The 18,465-nt window shown below is 55.1% G+C and carries 16 protein-coding genes and 1 tRNA gene; 16 read left to right on the forward strand and 1 reads right to left on the reverse strand.

The genetic code is table 11. From position 1 onward, the window contains the following. Positions 1-15: 15 nt before the first annotated feature. Positions 16-91, forward strand: a tRNA-Gly gene (locus CHU32_RS23880). 270 nt (positions 92-361) lie between these two features. On the opposite strand, the gene queG is transcribed toward CHU32_RS23880, so the two are convergent. Next, on the reverse strand, positions 362-1,501 hold the full coding sequence (gene queG / locus CHU32_RS23885; protein WP_103678503.1) for a tRNA epoxyqueuosine(34) reductase QueG: 1,140 nt from the start codon (positions 1,499-1,501) through the stop codon (positions 362-364). Here queG and nnr point away from each other — a divergent pair. The 15 genes from nnr (at position 1,500) to cuyB (ending at position 18,461) form a co-directional block, all read left to right on the forward strand. Next, entirely contained in the window at positions 1,500-3,026 is a 1,527-nt protein-coding gene (gene nnr / locus CHU32_RS23890; protein WP_103678504.1) for a bifunctional ADP-dependent NAD(P)H-hydrate dehydratase/NAD(P)H-hydrate epimerase, read from the forward strand. The genes queG and nnr overlap by 2 nt on opposite strands. Further along, positions 3,019-3,480 (forward strand): tRNA (adenosine(37)-N6)-threonylcarbamoyltransferase complex ATPase subunit type 1 TsaE, encoded by a 462-nt coding sequence (gene tsaE, locus CHU32_RS23895; protein WP_103678505.1) that lies wholly within the window; start codon positions 3,019-3,021, stop codon positions 3,478-3,480. Before nnr ends, tsaE begins: the two co-directional genes overlap by 8 nt. 16 nt (positions 3,481-3,496) lie before the next feature. Beyond that, entirely contained in the window at positions 3,497-4,834 is a 1,338-nt protein-coding gene (gene amiB, locus CHU32_RS23900) for an N-acetylmuramoyl-L-alanine amidase AmiB (protein ID WP_103678506.1), read from the forward strand. 9 nt (positions 4,835-4,843) lie between these two features. Further along, positions 4,844-6,679: a DNA mismatch repair endonuclease MutL gene (mutL, locus tag CHU32_RS23905; protein ID WP_103678507.1), complete on the forward strand. Its 1,836-nt coding sequence runs from the start codon at positions 4,844-4,846 to the stop codon at positions 6,677-6,679. A 37-nt stretch (positions 6,680-6,716) separates the two neighbouring features. After that, positions 6,717-7,622, forward strand: coding sequence for a tRNA (adenosine(37)-N6)-dimethylallyltransferase MiaA (gene miaA / locus CHU32_RS23910; RefSeq protein ID WP_425444910.1), 906 nt, complete (start codon positions 6,717-6,719; stop codon positions 7,620-7,622). An 88-nt stretch (positions 7,623-7,710) separates the two neighbouring features. Then, positions 7,711-8,022 carry an RNA chaperone Hfq gene (gene hfq / locus CHU32_RS23915; protein ID WP_103678509.1) on the forward strand — a complete coding sequence of 104 codons (312 nt, stop codon included), beginning with the start codon at positions 7,711-7,713 and terminating at the stop codon, positions 8,020-8,022. A 73-nt stretch (positions 8,023-8,095) separates the two neighbouring features. Next, the gene (gene hflX, locus CHU32_RS23920) at positions 8,096-9,376 is read left to right on the forward strand and encodes a ribosome rescue GTPase HflX (protein WP_103678510.1); all 1,281 of its coding nucleotides are present in this window, start codon (positions 8,096-8,098) and stop codon (positions 9,374-9,376) included. Between the two features lie 97 nt (positions 9,377-9,473). Next, positions 9,474-10,727, forward strand: a complete 1,254-nt coding sequence (gene hflK, locus CHU32_RS23925; protein ID WP_103678511.1) for an FtsH protease activity modulator HflK — start codon at positions 9,474-9,476, stop codon at positions 10,725-10,727. 2 nt (positions 10,728-10,729) lie between these two features. Further along, positions 10,730-11,734, forward strand: coding sequence for a protease modulator HflC (gene hflC, locus CHU32_RS23930; protein WP_103678512.1), 1,005 nt, complete (start codon positions 10,730-10,732; stop codon positions 11,732-11,734). 78 nt (positions 11,735-11,812) lie between these two features. After that, positions 11,813-12,010 (forward strand): DUF2065 domain-containing protein, encoded by a 198-nt coding sequence (locus CHU32_RS23935; RefSeq protein WP_103678513.1) that lies wholly within the window; start codon positions 11,813-11,815, stop codon positions 12,008-12,010. Positions 12,011-12,110: 100 nt separating this feature from the next. Next, a complete protein-coding gene (locus CHU32_RS23940; protein ID WP_103678514.1) occupies positions 12,111-13,409 on the forward strand; it encodes an adenylosuccinate synthase in 1,299 nt (432 codons plus the stop codon). A 167-nt stretch (positions 13,410-13,576) separates the two neighbouring features. Then, complete coding sequence (gene nsrR / locus CHU32_RS23950; RefSeq protein ID WP_103678516.1) at positions 13,577-14,002, forward strand: nitric oxide-sensing transcriptional repressor NsrR; 426 nt, start codon at positions 13,577-13,579, stop codon at positions 14,000-14,002. Between the two features lie 38 nt (positions 14,003-14,040). After that, on the forward strand, positions 14,041-16,497 hold the full coding sequence (gene rnr, locus CHU32_RS23955; protein WP_103678517.1) for a ribonuclease R: 2,457 nt from the start codon (positions 14,041-14,043) through the stop codon (positions 16,495-16,497). A gap of 240 nt (positions 16,498-16,737) precedes the next feature. Continuing rightward, positions 16,738-17,739 (forward strand): D-cysteate sulfo-lyase, encoded by a 1,002-nt coding sequence (gene cuyA, locus CHU32_RS23960; protein ID WP_103678518.1) that lies wholly within the window; start codon positions 16,738-16,740, stop codon positions 17,737-17,739. Then, complete coding sequence (cuyB, locus tag CHU32_RS23965) at positions 17,736-18,461, forward strand: cysteate racemase (protein ID WP_103678519.1); 726 nt, start codon at positions 17,736-17,738, stop codon at positions 18,459-18,461. Before cuyA ends, cuyB begins: the two co-directional genes overlap by 4 nt. The last annotated feature ends 4 nt before the right edge of the window (positions 18,462-18,465 follow it).

Below are 18,465 nucleotides of genomic sequence, written 5' to 3' on the forward strand. Positions count from 1 at the left end.
AAGTACACCACCCAAGCGGGAATAGCTCAGTTGGTAGAGCACGACCTTGCCAAGGTCGGGGTCGCGAGTTCGAGTCTCGTTTCCCGCTCCAAAATTTCACTCAAGAATAAATTATCCACAGCGGCAACGCCCGTTGAATGGGATATTTTTCACTTCTGACAAACTTCTGTAAACAGAGTTATCCACAGGTTAATTTGTGTTCTCCATTCTGTGAAAAAGTTCAAAATGTAAATTATTTCCCGCTAACTTAATGAAAAATATAACTAAAATAATATTTCAAAATGTTAATTAGATCGCTTGACGAATTTTTGCGTGTTGAATACCAATGAGTTTTTAATTTTATACACACGCTGTGAATGAATCAGGCGTCGCGCGGCAACCCTTTCTCAATCACCCGTACCAGCCGCTGTTTTTTCGGTAGTTGCACTTCCACGACGCAGGCATTGCGCTTCTCAATTTGCTGCGCAATCGCCCATGCTATGTGTTCGTCGAGAAGTGGGTGCTCACCCCGACGCGTTTCCAGCGCCGCAATATTGGCTTCATCCCACGGCGCATTGCCCAGCGCGACGGCAATATTTCGCAGCCAGCGCAGATGACCAATACGGCGAATTGCCGAACCCTCAGTCACTTTCAGAAACCAGGCTTCACTCCAGGCGAACAGTTCAATCAGTTCCGGGGCGTGTAACGATTTGCGCGGGCTAAAATCGTCTTCTTCAGTGAGCTGTGAATAGCGGTTCCACGGGCAGATAAGCTGACAGTCATCGCAGCCGTAAATGCGGTTGCCCATTAGCGGACGGAATTCTTCCGGGATCGCGCCTTCCAGTTCAATGGTGAGATAGGAGATACAGCGGCGGGCGTCGACGGTATACGGCTCGACGATTGCGCCAGTCGGGCAGATGGTCATACAGGCGACGCAGCGCCCGCAGCCTTCTTCAACGGGGCTATCGACGGGCAGGGGCAAATCAATTAACAGTTCGCCAAGAAAGAAAAATGACCCGGCATCGCGGCTGAGGATAAGTGAATGCTTACCCGTCCATCCCAGCCCGGCTTTTTCTGCCAGCGGACGCTCAAGCAGAGGCGCAGAATCGACAAAAGGTCTAAAATTCAGCGACGCGCACTGTTGCTGAATTTTCTCCCCCAGCTTTTTTAAGCGATTGCGCAGTAGCTTATGATAGTCGCGCCCCAGCGCGTAGCGGCTGACGTAGCCAAGAGAGGGGTTTTTCAGCGTGCGGGCGAAAGCAGCGTTGGCGGGCAGGTAGTTCATCCGCACGCTAATGACGCGAAGCGTACCGGGCAAAAGCTCATGCGGACGGGCGCGCATCATACCGTGACGCGCCATCCACTCCATTTCACCGTGGTATTGCTTATCCAGCCACGCCTGAAGTTTTGGCTCGCTGGCGCTCAGGTCGGTATCGGCAATACCGACCTGCTGGAACCCGAGTTCAGTGCCCCATTGTTTAATATTTTGCGCTAACTGATTGAGATCGAGGGGCTGAGACATGACGGACCATAAGATGAATACAAACCGCGCAAGTATACCACACACTGTCTGGCCTGCGGAGAGTCTGCCGCGCCTTGAGCGGGAGGCCGCGGATGCATTAGGCATCACGCTGTATGAATTAATGCAGCGTGCGGGGCTGGCGGCGTTTACGCTGGCGCGGGAAACATATCCGGCATCGCGCCGCTGGCTCATTCTCTGCGGCACCGGCAATAACGGCGGCGATGGTTATGTCGTTGCAAGGCTGGCGCAGGCCGCAGGTATTGAGGTTAGTCTGATGGCGCTGGAGAGTGAAAAGCCGCTGCCGGAAGAGGCGCAGGCGGCACGTGACGCCTGGCTTGATGCTGGCGGTACTATCCATGCGCCAGACGCGGCGTGGCCCGAGGGCATCGAGGTGATTATTGATGGCCTGCTGGGTACGGGCCTGCGCAGCGCAGCGCGCGAGGGCATCGCCGCGCTGATAGAGCATGCCAATCGTCATCCGGCTCCCGTCGTGGCGCTGGATATTCCCTCCGGGCTACTCGCGCAGACCGGTGCGACGCCGGGTGCGGTGATTAACGCCGCGCTGACCATCACCTTTATCGCGCTTAAGCCCGGTCTGTTGACCGGCAAGGCGCGTGACGTGGTCGGCGCTCTACACCATCACGCGCTGGGTCTGGAAGGATGGCTGGCGGGACAGGAGGCACCCTACAATCGCTTTGACGACGCTCAACTGGCGGACTGGTTAAAACCACGCCGGCCCACTTCCAATAAGGGCGATCACGGTAAGCTGCTGATTATCGGCGGTGACCACGGTACGGCGGGCGCGATCCGTATGACTGGCGAAGCGGCGCTACGGGCGGGAGCTGGTCTGGTACGCATTCTGACCCGCAGCGATAACATCGTTCCCATCCTCGCCGCGCGGCCAGAGCTAATGGTTCAGGAGCTAACCCCGCAGGTGCTGGACGATAATCTGGAATGGGCGGATGTGGTAGTGGTCGGCCCAGGTCTTGGACAGCAAAAATGGGGCAAGCAGGCGCTACATAAAGTTGAGAATTTTCGCAAACCGATGCTCTGGGACGCCGATGCGCTGAACCTGCTGGCAATCAATCCCGATAAACGTCACAATCGCCTGCTGACCCCGCATCCTGGTGAGGCTGCCCGCCTGTTGAATACCAGCGTGGCAGAAATTGAGAGTGATCGCTTACTTTCTGCTCAGCGTCTGGTAAAACAGTATGGTGGCACGGTGGTGCTGAAAGGCGCAGGGACAGTCATTGCCAGTCACGAAGGCTCGCTGGGCATTGTGGATGCCGGTAATGCCGGAATGGCAAGCGGTGGCATGGGTGATGTTCTGTCCGGTATTATTGGTGCATTGCTGGCCCAACAATTACCGCTCTATGAAGCCGCCAGCGCAGGATGTGTGGCACATGGCGTCGCGGCTGATAAAATCGCGGCACGACAGGGTACGCGTGGCATGTTAGCTACCGATCTTTTTTCCACGCTTGTGCGTGTTGTTAACCCGGATGTGATTGACCCAGACCATGATTAATCGAGTGATTCCTTTACCCGACGAACAAGCAACGCTGGACCTTGGCGACCGTATTGCGAAAGCCTGCCATGGCGCAACGGTGATTTATCTGTACGGCGACCTTGGCGCAGGCAAAACGACCTTCAGCCGGGGGTTTTTACAGGCGCTGGGACACCATGGCAATGTGAAAAGCCCAACTTACACGCTGGTGGAGCCGTATACGCTCGACGCGTTAATGGTATATCACTTTGATTTATATCGCCTTGCTGATCCGGAAGAGCTGGAGTTTATGGGTATTCGCGACTATTTTACCGATGATGCGATTTGTCTGGTGGAATGGCCGCAGCAGGGCACGGGCGTGCTGCCCGAACCGGATATTGAAATACACCTCGATTATCAAGCGCAGGGTCGTGAGGCGCGCCTTGTGGCAGTCTCCGCATCAGGTAATTCGCTGCTGGCGCGTGTAGCCGGTTAACCTTAAGGGTGACGGGATGATGTATCGTATGCATAAGTGGTTAATATCGCTGTTGGTTCTGCTGTGCACGCAGGCCGGAGCGGCAAGCCTGTCTGATATCCAGGTGTCTAATGGCGATCGTCAGGCCCGCATTACCTTTAGCTTTGTCGGCGATCCCGAGTATGCGTTTTCGCAGGACGGCAGCCGAACGGTGGCGCTGGATATTAAACAAACTGGCGTGATTCAGGGGTTGCCACTTCAGTTCAGTGGTAACAATCTGGTAAAAGCTATCCGTTCCGGTACGCCGAAAGATAACCAGTCGTTAAGGCTGGTGGTCGATCTCACGCAGAACGGTAAAACACGGGCGGTGAAGCAGCAAAACGGGGGAAATTACACCGTCGTCTTTACCATTAATGCCGATATTCCGCCGCCGCCGCCTGTCGTTGCACAACCGCGCGTTGCGGCACCGGTCGTCGCGCAAACGCCGCCCACTCAACCTGCGCAGCCAGCAAAAAACCCGTTTAAAGCGAATAATGATCGTATGACCACCGTCACCAATAGTAATCCCGTGACGCGGCCTGCTATGCGTACGCGTACGGCCTCGGGTGACAAAGTGATTATTGCGATAGATGCCGGTCATGGCGGGCAAGATCCGGGGGCCATCGGTCCCGGCGGTACGCGTGAGAAAAACGTGACCATTGCCATCGCACGCAAGCTGCGCACACTACTGAACAACGATCCGATGTTCAAAGCGGTGCTCACCCGCGACGGTGATTACTTTATCTCAGTCATGGGGCGCTCAGATGTTGCTCGTCAGCAGAATGCTAACTTCCTGGTGTCGATTCACGCTGACGCCGCGCCAAATCGCGATGCGACCGGTGCATCGGTATGGGTACTGTCAAACCGTCGTGCCAATAGCGAAATGGCAAGCTGGCTGGAACAGCACGAGAAACAGTCTGAGTTACTTGGTGGCGCAGGTGACGTGCTGGCGAATAGTCAGTCCGATCCGTATCTGAGCCAGGCGGTGCTGGATTTACAGTTCGGTCATTCGCAGCGGGTCGGGTATGATGTCGCTACTAATATGCTGACGCAACTCCAGCGCATCGGTTCACTGCATAAGCGGCGACCTGAACACGCCAGCCTTGGCGTACTGCGCTCGCCGGATATCCCTTCCGTACTGGTGGAGACCGGGTTTATCAGCAACAACGGCGAGGAAAGACTGCTCGCCAGCGACGATTATCAGCAGCAGCTTGCGAATGCGATCTATGCGGGGCTGCGGAACTACTTCCAGGCGCATCCGCTCCAGCCTGGCCCGCAGAACGGCGCGGGCCAGGTAGCCAGCGCGTCATCGCCGGGTGGGATGCTGCTCAACTAAGGAGATATCATGCCGATTCAGGTTCTGCCGCCGCAGCTTGCAAACCAGATTGCCGCCGGTGAGGTGGTTGAGCGTCCTGCGTCGGTGGTGAAAGAGCTGGTCGAGAACAGCATTGATGCAGGTGCCACGCGCATTGATATTGATATTGAGCGCGGTGGCGCAAAGTTGATCCGTATCCGCGATAACGGCTGCGGGATTAAGAAAGACGAGCTGGCGCTGGCGCTGGCGCGTCACGCCACCAGTAAGATCGCCACGCTTGACGATCTGGAAGCGATTATCAGCCTCGGTTTTCGCGGCGAGGCGCTGGCGAGTATCAGTTCTGTCTCGCGTCTGACCCTGACTTCACGCACGGCGGAACAGCAGGAAGCCTGGCAGGCCTACGCGGAAGGGCGGGATATGGACGTGACGGTCAAACCTGCCGCTCATCCGGTGGGGACGACGCTGGAAGTGCTGGATCTGTTCTATAACACGCCCGCCCGGCGCAAATTCATGCGTACCGAGAAAACCGAATTCAGCCATATCGATGAGATTATCCGTCGCATCGCGCTGGCGCGTTTTGACGTCACGATTAACCTCAATCATAACGGTAAAATGGTGCGCCAGTACCGGGCGGTGCAGCTCAACGCGCCAAAAGAACGGCGGATGGGGGCCATTTGTGGCACCGCGTTTCTGGAACAGGCGCTGGCGATTGAATGGCAGCACGGCGATCTGACCCTGCGCGGCTGGGTGGCGAATCCGCAGGGTACTACAGCGGCGCTGGCGGAAACGCAGTACAGCTATGTTAACGGGCGCATGATGCGCGATCGTCTGATTAATCATGCGATTCGCCAGGCTTGTGAAGATAAGCTGGGTATCGATCAGCAACCGGCTTTTGTACTCTATCTGGAGATCGATCCGCATCAGGTAGACGTTAATGTTCACCCTGCCAAGCATGAAGTGCGTTTCCATCAGTCGCGGCTGGTGCACGACTTTATCTACCAGGGCGTATTGAGCGTTCTGCAACAAGGTAACGATGTGCCGTTGCCACTGGCCGATGAAAACGCGCCCGCACCGCGCCACATGCCGGAAAACCGCGTCGCAGCGGGCCGTAATCAGTTTGCTGAACCTGCACCGGCGCGGGAAGCGCCTGTTGCGCGCGCTGCATCACCGTCAGGCGGCGCAGGCTGGCCTAACGCGCAGCCAGGCTACCAGAAAAAGCAGGGTACGCTCTACCGGGAACTGCTGCAAACTCCGGGTACGCAACGTGAGGCGCGTGAACCGCAACCTGCAGCGACGGTGCTGGAAGCCCATAGTCAAAGCTTTGGTCGCGTGTTAACGATCCTGCATACTGAATATGCGCTAATGGAGCGGGAAGGTAAGCTCCATCTGCTCTCGCTATCAGTGGCGGAGCGCTGGCTACGGCAGGCGCAGTTAACGCCCGGTAAAAATGAGATTTGCGCCCAACCGCTGCTGATCCCGCTACGCCTGAAAGCTTCCGCAACGGAGATGGCGGCGCTGAATAAGGCTCAGCCCCTGCTGGCGACATTGGGTATTGAATTTCAATCAGATGCGCAATATGTGACAATTCGCGCTGTGCCTTTACCCTTACGGCAACAAAATTTACAAAACTTGATTCCTGAACTGATAGGCTACCTGGCGCAGCAGACAACACAGCATGGGGATGACATCGCCTTGTGGCTTGCGCGTAATCTGGCAAGTGAACACAGCCAGTGGAATATGGCGCAGGCTATTTCGGTACTGGCAGAAGTAGAACGCCTTTGCCCCCATTTAGTGACGTCGCCGCCGGGCGGATTATTACAACCTGTAGAGATAGATGTGGCGCTGAGCGCCCTGAAAGATGAGTAACGTGAAACAAACAGAATTACCGCAGGCAATTTTTTTAATGGGGCCAACGGCTTCCGGTAAGACGGCACTCGCCATTGAGTTACGTAAAGTTTTGCCAGTAGAGTTGATAAGCGTCGACTCAGCCCTTATTTATCAGGGAATGGATATCGGTACGGCAAAGCCGAGCGCGGAAGAACGCCGCGCCGCACCGCACCGGTTATTAGATATTCTCGATCCTGCCGAGGCGTACTCTGCGGCCGATTTTCGTCGTGATGCGCTAAAAGAGATGGCAGAGATCACCGCAGCGGGCCGTATTCCGCTGCTGGTTGGCGGTACGATGTTGTATTTTAAGGCTTTACTGGAAGGGCTATCGCCGCTGCCATCAGCGGACCCACAGGTCAGAGCAAAGATTGAACAACAGGCCGCAGAGCAGGGATGGGACGCGTTACATCGGCAGCTCCAGACAATAGATCCGGTTTCGGCCACGCGTATTCATCCAAATGATCCGCAAAGACTTTCCCGGGCACTGGAAGTTTTTTTCATTTCGGGTAAAACTTTAACGGAACTGACGCAAACCTCAGGAGAGGCTCTGCCTTACAAGGTGCACCAGTTTGCCATCGCTCCGGCGAGCCGCGAACTGCTCCATCAACGCATTGAGCAGCGTTTTCATCAGATGTTGGCTTCAGATTTTGAAGCAGAAGTGCGAGCGCTTTTTGCTCGTGGAGATTTGCATACGGATATGCCTTCCATTCGTTGCGTGGGATATCGCCAGATGTGGTCATATCTTGAAGGTGAAATTTCGTACGATGAAATGGTTTATCGAGGTGTTTGCGCCACGAGACAGTTAGCGAAACGCCAGGTCACCTGGCTGCGCGGTTGGGAAGGGGTTCACTGGCTTGATAGTGAAAAACCGGAACAGGCGCGTGACAAGGTGTTGCAGGTTGTTGGTGCTAACGCTCATTGAATGTGTACAATTGAGTCGAATCGTGCGCAATTTGCAGAATCGTAAGGTTCTACGTACAAAACAAGCATACATATAAGGAAAAGAGAGAATGGCTAAAGGGCAATCTTTACAAGACCCGTTCCTGAACGCACTACGTCGTGAACGCGTTCCGGTTTCTATTTATTTGGTGAATGGTATTAAGCTGCAAGGTCAAATTGAATCTTTCGATCAGTTCGTGATTCTGTTGAAAAATACGGTCAGCCAGATGGTGTATAAGCACGCTATCTCTACCGTTGTCCCGTCTCGTCCGGTATCTCATCACAGCAACAACGCGACCGGCGGTACTGGCAGCAACTATCATCACGGTAGTAACGCGCAGGGTTCTTCTGCGTCCCAGCAAGACGGCGACGATAACGAGTAAGTTATTCGCTGTTTTTCCCGGTAGGGGAGCTTGTTGTTCAGGTTCCCCGCTGGTTATTAATGAGGGTTTACGCTTGTTTGACCGTTATGACGCCGGTGAGCAGGCGGTACTGGTACACATCTATTTTTCGCAAGACAAAGATATGGAAGACCTGCAGGAGTTTGAATCTCTGGTCTCTTCCGCCGGTGTCGAAGCAACTCAGGTGATTACCGGTAGCCGTAAAGCACCGCATCCCAAGTATTATGTTGGTGAAGGTAAAGCAGTTGAAATTGCGGAAGCCGTAAAAGCGACTGGTGCGTCAGTCGTGCTGTTTGATCACGCCTTAAGTCCGGCCCAGGAGCGTAATCTGGAACGCTTATGCGAATGCCGGGTTATCGACCGTACTGGTCTTATCTTAGATATTTTTGCTCAGCGCGCCCGCACCCATGAGGGTAAATTACAGGTCGAGCTGGCCCAGTTGCGTCATATGGCAACACGCCTGGTACGTGGCTGGACGCACCTTGAAAGACAAAAAGGCGGCATCGGTTTGCGCGGCCCGGGTGAAACCCAGCTCGAAACTGACCGTCGTTTATTGCGCAACCGGATTATGCAAATTCTGTCACGGCTGGAAAAAGTGGAAAAGCAGCGTGAACAGGGGCGTCAGTCGCGCATTAAAGCCGATATTCCGACCGTATCCTTAGTCGGTTATACCAACGCCGGAAAATCGACGTTGTTTAATCAGATCACCGAGTCACAGGTTTACGCGGCCGATCAGCTCTTCGCCACCCTGGACCCGACGCTGCGCCGCATTGATGTCGCGGATGTCGGCGAAACCGTACTGGCAGACACCGTGGGCTTTATCCGCCATCTGCCGCACGATCTGGTAGCGGCATTTAAGGCCACGCTGCTGGAGACGCGTCAGGCAACGTTGTTGCTGCATGTTATTGATGCGGCTGACGTTCGGGTGCAGGAAAACGTTGATGCGGTGAATACCGTGCTTGAAGAGATTGACGCGCACGAGATCCCCACGCTGCTGGTGATGAATAAAATCGATATGCTGGACGATTTTGAGCCGCGTATCGATCGTGATGAAGAAAACAAACCGATCCGGGTGTGGCTATCTGCACAGACCGGCGCGGGCGTACCGTTGCTTTTTGAGGCTTTGACCGAGCGGCTCTCCGGTGAAATTGCGCAGCATACGTTGCGTCTACCTCCGCAGGAAGGTCGTTTGAGAAGCCGGTTTTATCAGCTTCAGGCAATAGAAAAAGAGTGGCTAGAGGACGACGGCAGTATCAGTCTGCAAATTCGCCTGCCCATTGTTGACTGGCGTCGACTCTGTAAACAAGAACCTGCTCTGGTTGATTATATTATTTGACCCGACTGAAGCTATTTTCCCTCTTTTAGAGGATGCCCGAAACGCGCAGCACAGGTGTGACGGGTATATCACCGCATAACAAATATGGAGTACAGACATGGCGTGGAACCAGCCCGGTAATAACGGACAAGACCGCGACCCCTGGGGGAGTAATAAACCTGGCGGCAACCCCGGCGGAAATGGAAACAAAGGCGGTCGTGAACAGGGACCGCCCGATCTGGACGATATCTTTCGCAAGCTGAGTAAGAAACTCGGCGGCTTCGGCGGCGGAAAAGGCACGGGTGGCAGTGCACCGCAAGGTCCGCGTAGCCAGATGGGCGGCCGCATTGTCGGGATCGTTGTGGCAGCAGTGGTCATTATCTGGGCGGCCAGTGGTTTCTATACCATTAAAGAAGCGGAACGCGGCGTAGTCACACGCTTTGGTAAATTCAGTCACCTGGTAGAGCCGGGCCTGAACTGGAAGCCAACCTTTATTGACGACGTCACCGCTGTCAACGTAGAAGCTGTGCGTGAACTGGCGGCGTCCGGCGTGATGCTGACGTCCGATGAGAACGTGGTGCGCGTTGAGATGAACGTACAGTACCGCATCACCGATCCGCGTCGTTATCTGTTCAGCGTTACCAGCGCTGATGACAGCCTGCGTCAGGCGACCGACAGCGCGTTGCGCGGTGTGATCGGCAAATACACCATGGACCGTATTCTGACCGAAGGGCGTACCGTTATTCGTAGCGATACCCAGCGTGAGCTGGAAGAAACCATTCGTCCTTACAATATGGGGATTACCCTGCTGGACGTTAACTTCCAGGCCGCCCGTCCGCCGGAAGCCGTACAGGCCGCGTTTGACGATGCGATCTCCGCGCGTGAAAACGAACAGCAGTCTATTCGTGAAGCAGAAGCGTACAGCAACGAAGTTCAGCCGCGTGCGAACGGTTCAGCGCAGCGTATTCTGGAAGAAGCCCGCGCTTACAAAACGCGAACGGTGTTAGAAGCGCAGGGTGAAGTTGCACGCTTTGCCAAAATGCTGCCGGAATATAAAGCCGCCCCGGAAATTACCCGCGAGCGTCTGTATATCGAAACGATGGAAAAAGTCCTCAGCCATACCCGCAAGGTACTGGTTAACGACAAGGGCGGGAACCTGATGGTTCTGCCGCTGGATCAAATGCTTAAAGGCAATAGCGCGCCTTCAGCAAAGAGTGAGCGCAGTGGTGCGGATAATCTCCTGCGCCTGCCACCTGCGAGTTCGGGCAGCAACAGCGGTGCTAACAAAACATCGTCTACCGATCAGGGCGACATTATGGACCAACGCCGCGCCAACGCGCAGCGTAACGACTACCAGCGTCAGGGGGAATAACGATGCGTAAGTCTGTTATTGCGATTATCATCATCGTGCTGGTAGTGCTTTACACCTCATTGTTTGTGGTGAAAGAAGGTGAGCGTGGGATCACCATGCGCTTCGGTAAAGTACTGCGTGACGACGATAACAAACCGCTGATCTTCGAGCCGGGTCTGCACTTTAAAGTGCCGTTTATCGAATCGGTGAAAATGCTCGATGCCCGTATCCAGACCATGGATAACCAGGCCGATCGTTTTGTCACCAAAGAGAAGAAAGACCTGATCGTTGACTCCTATATCAAATGGCGTATCAGCGACTTCAGCCGTTACTACCTGGCGACCGGCGGTGGCGACGTTTCTCAGGCCGAAGTGCTGCTGAAACGTAAGTTCTCTGACCGTCTGCGCTCCGAAATTGGTCGCCTGGATGTGAAAGACATCGTCACCGACTCTCGTGGTCGTCTGACCATCGAAGTCCGTGAAGCCCTGAACTCCGGCTCAGCGGGTACAGAAGACGAAGTGGCCACGCCGGGCGCGGATAACGAAATCGCCAAGGCCGCAGAGCGCGTTGCCGCGGAAACCAACGGCAAAGTACCTGTTGTGAATCCGAACAGTATGGCGGCGCTCGGTATTGAAGTGGTGGACGTGCGGATCAAGCAGATCAACCTGCCGACCGAAGTCTCGGAAGCGATTTACAACCGTATGCGCGCCGAGCGTGAAGCGGTTGCGCGTCGTCACCGTTCACAGGGTGAAGAAGAGAAAGAGAAAATCCAGGCCGCTGCGGATTACGAAGTCACCAAAACGCTGGCAGAAGCCGAGCGTCAGGGCCGTATCCTGCGTGGTGAAGGTGATGCAGAGGCCGCGAAGCTGTTCGCCGACGCGTTCAGCCAGGACCCGGATTTCTATGCCTTTATTCGCAGCCTGCGTGCTTACGAGAAGAGTTTCGAAAGCAATCAGGACGTGATGGTGATGAGTCCTGACAGTGATTTCTTCCGTTATATGAAGACGCCGACTAACGCGACGCGTTAATATTGTGTCAGTGACGGTTTGATAAAAACCACCGTCTCTCTTAGTGAGGGCGGTGGTTTTCTTTTTACTGGGATAAAAATGAACTCAACAATTTTACTCGCTCTCGCGCTGGTTTTAGTCCTTGAAGGCCTCGGGCCAATGCTTTACCCACGTGCCTGGCGCAAAATGCTCGCTGCCATGACCCAGTTACCGGATACTATTTTACGTCGTTTTGGCGGTGGACTTGTGGTTGCTGGCTTTGTGATCTACTACATGTTGACGAAAACGATTGGCTGATCAAAAAGTGGTCGGATTTGCGGTTTTTGGGTTGCAAAAAGTGCTGATTAACCTAAAAAGCGGTGGTAGAATCCATTTTTAAGCAATCGGTGATTTTAAAATGGGTAACAACGTCGTCGTACTGGGCACCCAATGGGGTGACGAAGGTAAAGGGAAGATCGTCGATCTTCTGACTGAACGGGCTAAATATGTGGTGCGCTATCAGGGCGGTCACAACGCAGGCCATACTCTCGTAATCAACGGTGAAAAAACCGTTCTCCATCTTATTCCATCAGGTATTCTCCGCGATAACGTCACCAGCATCATCGGTAACGGCGTTGTGCTGTCGCCTGCTGCGCTGATGAAAGAGATGAAAGAACTGGAAGACCGTGGTATCCCGGTTCGCGAGCGTCTGTTGCTCTCCGAAGCCTGCCCGCTGATCCTCGATTATCACGTCGCACTGGACGTGGCACGCGAAAAAGCACGCGGCGCGAAAGCGATTGGCACCACCGGTCGCGGTATCGGTCCGGCTTATGAAGATAAAGTCGCCCGTCGCGGTCTGCGCGTGGGCGATCTGTTCGACAAAGCGACCTTCGCCGACAAACTGAAAGAAGTGATGGAATATCACAACTTCCAGCTGGTGAACTTCTACAAAGTAGACGCGGTTGACTACCAGAAAGTGCTGGACGATGTGATGGCGATTGCCGACATCCTCACTGCGATGGTCGTCGATGTGTCCGATCTGCTGGATCAGGCGCGTCAGCGTGGCGATTTCGTGATGTTTGAAGGTGCGCAGGGTACGCTGCTGGATATCGACCACGGTACTTACCCGTACGTGACCTCGTCTAACACCACCGCTGGTGGCGTGGCGACTGGCTCCGGCCTCGGTCCGCGTTATGTGGACTACGTGCTTGGCATCATCAAAGCCTACTCCACACGCGTGGGTGCGGGCCCGTTCCCGACTGAGCTATTTGATGACACCGGCGAGTTCCTGTGCAAGCAGGGTAACGAATACGGGGCCACCACTGGTCGTCGTCGTCGTACCGGCTGGCTGGACGCGGTAGCGGTAAAACGTGCGGTGCAGATCAACTCCCTGTCCGGCTTCTGCCTGACCAAGCTGGACGTGCTGGACGGCCTGAAAGAAGTGAAAATCTGCGTTGGTTACCGTATGCCGGATGGCCGCGAAGTTACCGTTACGCCGCTGGCTGCCGACAACTGGGAAGGCATTGAGCCGATTTACGAAACGCTGCCGGGCTGGTCTGAATCTACCTTCGGGGTGAAAACCCGCGACGGTCTGCCGCAGACGGCGCTGGACTACATCAAGCGTATTGAAGAGCTGACCGGCGTACCGGTAGATATTATTTCCACCGGTCCGGATCGTACTGAGACGATGATCCTGCGCGATCCGTTCGACGCATAATCATTATTGATGACTGGCCTGCGACGAAACGCGCAGGCCAGATAAGCAAAGCCCGCCCTGAACTCCTGCTTTTCGTCCCTGCGATCAAATAAATTAGCGACCTGACGGTTGGCTGGTTTATCATCACTATTATAAATATCCGCGTTTCCCCCTGTTTTGAGGTTGATGTGCAGTTAACGAGTTTTACCGATTACGGATTGCGTGCGCTAATCTATATGGCATCGCTTCCGGCCGGGCGAATGACCAGTATTTCTGAGGTGACCGCTGTTTATGGCGTATCCCGTAATCATATGGTCAAAATAATCAATCAGCTTAGTCGTGCAGGCTATGTTGCTGCCGTACGCGGAAAAAACGGCGGCATTCGACTGGGAAAACCGGCTGATACGATTCGTATTGGCGATGTGGTCCGTGAACTGGAGCCGCTGACGCTGGTGAACTGTCACAGTGCTTTTTGCCACATTACGCCAGCCTGCCGCCTTAAACAGGCGCTTTCACAAGCCGTGCAGAGTTTCCTTAAGGAACTGGATAACCTCACGTTGGCCGATTTGGTTGAAGAAAATCAACCGCTTTATAAATTATTACTGGTGGAGTAACGACGATTACCACCAGCGTTGACAACGGAGGAACCGCTATGTCACAAGATCCTTTCCAGGACCGCGAAGCAGAAAAATACGCGAACCCTATCCCGAGCCGGGAATTCATCCTCGAACATTTAACCAAACGTGAAAAACCGGCCAACCGCGAAGAACTGGCGGTTGAACTCAATATAGAAGGCGAAGAGCAGACTGAAGCGCTGCGTCGCCGCCTGCGCGCAATGGAGCGTGACGGGCAACTGGTCTTCACTCGCCGTCAGTGCTATGCGTTGCCGGAACGTCTCGACCTGCTGAAAGGCGTGGTAATTGGTCACCGCGACGGCTTCGGCTTTCTGCGCGTCGAAGGACGTAAAGACGACCTGTATCTCTCCAGCGAGCAGATGAAAACCTGCATCCATGGCGATCAGGTTCTGGCGCAGCCGCTGGGCGCGGACCGCAAAGGCCGCCGCGAAGCGCGGATTGTGCGCGTGCTGGTGCCGAAAACCAGCCAGATTGTCGGCCGCTACTTTACCGATGCCGGGGTGGGCTTTGTCGTCCCGGACGACAGCCGTCTCAGCTTCGATATTCTGATCCCGCCGGAAGAGGTGATGGGGGCACGGATGGGCTTTGTGGTGGTGGTCGAACTGACCCAGCGCCCGACCCGCCGTACCAAAGCCGTCGGCAAAATCGTCGAGGTGCTCGGTGATAACATGGGTACTGGCATGGCAGTCGATATGGCGCTGCGCACCCATGAAATTCCTTACGTCTGGCCACAGGCGGTGGAAGAGCAAATTGCCCACCTGCAAGAGCAGGTACCAGAAGAAGCCAAAGTGGGCCGCGTGGATCTGCGTAGCCTGCCGCTGGTCACTATTGACGGTGAAGATGCCCGTGACTTTGATGATGCGGTGTATTGCGAGAAAAAACGCGGCGGCGGCTGGCGTTTGTGGGTGGCGATTGCTGACGTAAGCTATTACGTGCGTCCGCCAACCCCGCTCGATCAGGAAGCGCGCAACCGCGGTACTTCGGTCTACTTCCCGTCCCAGGTTGTGCCGATGCTGCCGGAAGTCCTGTCTAACGGTTTATGTTCGCTCAACCCGCAGGTTGACCGCCTGTGTATGGTCTGTGAGATGACCATTTCCTCGAAAGGACGTCTGACCGGTTTTAAATTCTATGAAGCGGTGATGAGCTCTCACGCGCGCCTGACCTATACCAAAGTCTGGCATATGTTGCAGGGCGACCAGGATCTGCGCGAACAGTACGCGCCGCTGGTCAAACATATCGAAGAGCTGCATAACCTTTATAAAGTGCTGGAACAGGCGCGCGAAGAGCGCGGCGGGATCTCGTTTGAGAGCGAAGAAGCGAAGTTTATCTTTAACGCCGAACGCCGCATTGAACGTATCGAGCAGACGCAGCGCAACGACGCGCATAAACTGATCGAAGAATGCATGATCCTCGCTAATATCTCGGCGGCGCGTTTTGTCGAGAAAGCCAAAGAACCTGCGCTGTTCCGTATTCACGACAAGCCTACCAACGAGGCAATCACCTCCTTCCGTTCCGTACTGGCAGAACTGGGGCTGGAGTTGCCGGGCGGCAATAAGCCGGAGCCGCGCGATTACGCGGAGCTGTTGACCTCGATTGCCGACCGTCCCGATGCGGAAATGCTGCAAACCATGCTGCTGCGCTCCATGAAGCAGGCGATTTACGATCCGGAAAACCGGGGGCACTTCGGCCTGGCGCTGACCTCCTATGCGCACTTTACCTCGCCGATCCGGCGCTATCCGGACCTGTCCTTACACCGCGCCATTAAGTATTTGCTGGCGAAAGAGCAGGGGCATGAGGGCAACAGTACCGACACCGGCGGCTACCATTACTCAATGGAAGAAATGCTGCAACTGGGTCAGCACTGTTCCATGACCGAGCGTCGCGCGGATGAAGCGACTCGCGACGTTGCCGACTGGCTGAAATGCGACTTTATGCTGGATCAAGTGGGTAACGTCTTTAAAGGCGTTATTGCCAGCGTCACCGGTTTCGGCTTCTTTGTGCGCCTGAATGAGTTGTTTATTGACGGCCTGGTGCACGTCTCTTCACTGGACAACGACTATTACCGTTTTGACCAGGTCGGGCAGCGTCTGATCGGCGAGTCCGGCGGCCAGACGTATCGCCTCGGCGACCGCGTTGAAGTGCGGGTCGAAGCAGTCAACATGGACGAGCGTAAGATCGACTTCTCGCTGATCTCCAGTGAACGCGCGCCGCGCAATGAAGGTAAAACCGCACGCGAAAAAGCCCGAAAAGGCGCACCGGCTAAAAGCGCCGGTAAACGCCGTCAGGCGGGTAAGAAAGTGAATTTCGAGCCGGACAGCGCATTCCGTGGCGCGAAGGGTAAAACTAAACCGAAAACAGAAAAAGCGAGTGAAAGTAAAGGCGTGAAGAAAGCCAAAAAACCGTCGGCGAAAACGCAAAAAATCGCGGCGGCAACTAAGGCTAAACGCGCCGCAAAAAAGAAAGCCGCTGAGTAATCCTCGTCATAACCCTCTTCATCGTAAGAGGGTTATTCTTTTTTTATTCAAGCTATTCTATTTCGCCATATATCACCGCGCTTTTCCCGCCATTTTCCTGCTTATCTCAATTCCGGCAATCGATATTTTTAATTGTTGATTAGCCGCTGAAAGCAGATGTGTATAGTGAATTCCACGTTATTCGTTGACCCGATGAAACAGTGCGGGCGTTAAATAGAGTGTGATTTACAAGGAGCTATTATGCATCTGGCCCGATTCCCGCGACTTTCCCTCGGCCATTTCCCCACCCCTTTAGAGCCGCTTGAAAATTTAAGCAAATTATTGGGCGGCCCGAAAATATGGATCAAGCGCGACGACGCCACTGGACTGGCAACCGGCGGAAATAAAACCCGCAAACTGGAGTTTTTATTGGCCGATGGGCTGCAAAAAAAAGCCGACATTATTATTACCCAGGGCGCGACACAATCTAACCATGTGCGGCAGACCATTGCCGGTGCAGCAAAACTGGGCCTGAAAGCCAAAGTGCTGCTGGAAAAACGCGTCACCGACTTTGGCGAGGATTATCAGCGCTCCGGCAATGTGCAGTTAGATTTGCTGCTGGGCGGCGAAATTGTTGCTCATCTGCCGGGCGGTACCGATATGCAACAGGCGATGGAAGAATATGCCGCCGAACTGCGTGAGCAGGGGCATAACCCCTATGTCATTCCTGGCGGCGGTTCGAACGCTATCGGCGCACTCGGTTATGCAGCCTGTGCAGAAGAACTGCTGTATCAGTCATCACAACAGCGTTTGCGCATCGATCATGTGGTTCATGCTACCGGAAGCACTGGCACACAGGCCGGGCTGGTCGCCGGGTTTACCGCCACCAACAGTCATATTCCGGTGCTGGGCATCAGCGTGCGCGCGCCCAAAGCGAAGCAGGAAGAGAACGTCTGGAACCTGGCGTCACGCACCCGCGAACTGCTGGGCGTGCCGGGTGATTTGCCGCGCGAAACCGTGGTTGCGAATAGTGATTACGTGGGCGATGGCTATGGCCTGCCGACGGAAAGCATGCTGGAAGCCCTGCATCTGCTGGCGCAGCACGAAGGCATTCTGCTGGACCCGGTTTACTCCGGTAAAGGCATGGCGGGGCTGATTGATCTGATCCGTAAAGGTCATTTCCGCAAGGATGACAACGTAGTGTTTATCCATACCGGCGGCTCAGCAGGTCTGTTCGGCTATCGTCAGGTATTTGAAAAATGACCCAGCCGTTTCTGCTCGGCGTGCTGGGCGGCATGGGGCCGCTGGCCACCGTCGATTTTCTGTCCACGCTACTGGCGGTAACGCCCGCCGCCAGCGATCAGCAGCAGATCCCGACGGTGGTCTGGAACGTGCCGCAAATCGCCGACCGGCAAAAGGCGCTGGCGGGCACCGGCCCGTCGCCGCTGCCGCAGTTATTAACCGGGATTGCCAGGCTGAATCAGGCAGGAGCCAGCCATATTGTGATCCCCTGCAATACGGCGCACCACTGGTTTTCGGCATTGAGCGATGTTAGCCGCGCGCCGTTGATACATATCGTGGAGGCAACGATTTCTGCTGTGGTGGAGGCCAGCCCGACGCCGCAGCGTATCGGCATTATTGCCACCAAAGGCACGCTGGATGCCGGGTGGTTTCAGCACGGCCTGCAACAGCACGGCATCACGCCGGTGGTGCCGGACGAGGTTGAGCTTGAGACGTGGTTTGTTCCCGGCTGCTATGCGGTAAAACGCGGGGCGCTCGCCGAGGGCGGCGCGGCTTTTGTACACCAGGCAAAGGCATTATTTGAGCGCGGCGCGGAAAAGCTAATCCTCGCCTGTACCGAAGTCCCCGTGGCGCTACGGGCCGTGAACGCGCCATTCTTACCGCTCACCTTCGATCCCGCTCAGGCTCTGGCTGAGCGATGTTCGAAAATATGGCAGGACCACCGCACTTCTTATTTAACGTAACTGA

The sequence above is a fragment of the Superficieibacter electus genome (assembly GCF_002915575.1).
Taxonomy (GTDB): domain Bacteria; phylum Pseudomonadota; class Gammaproteobacteria; order Enterobacterales; family Enterobacteriaceae; genus Superficieibacter; species Superficieibacter electus.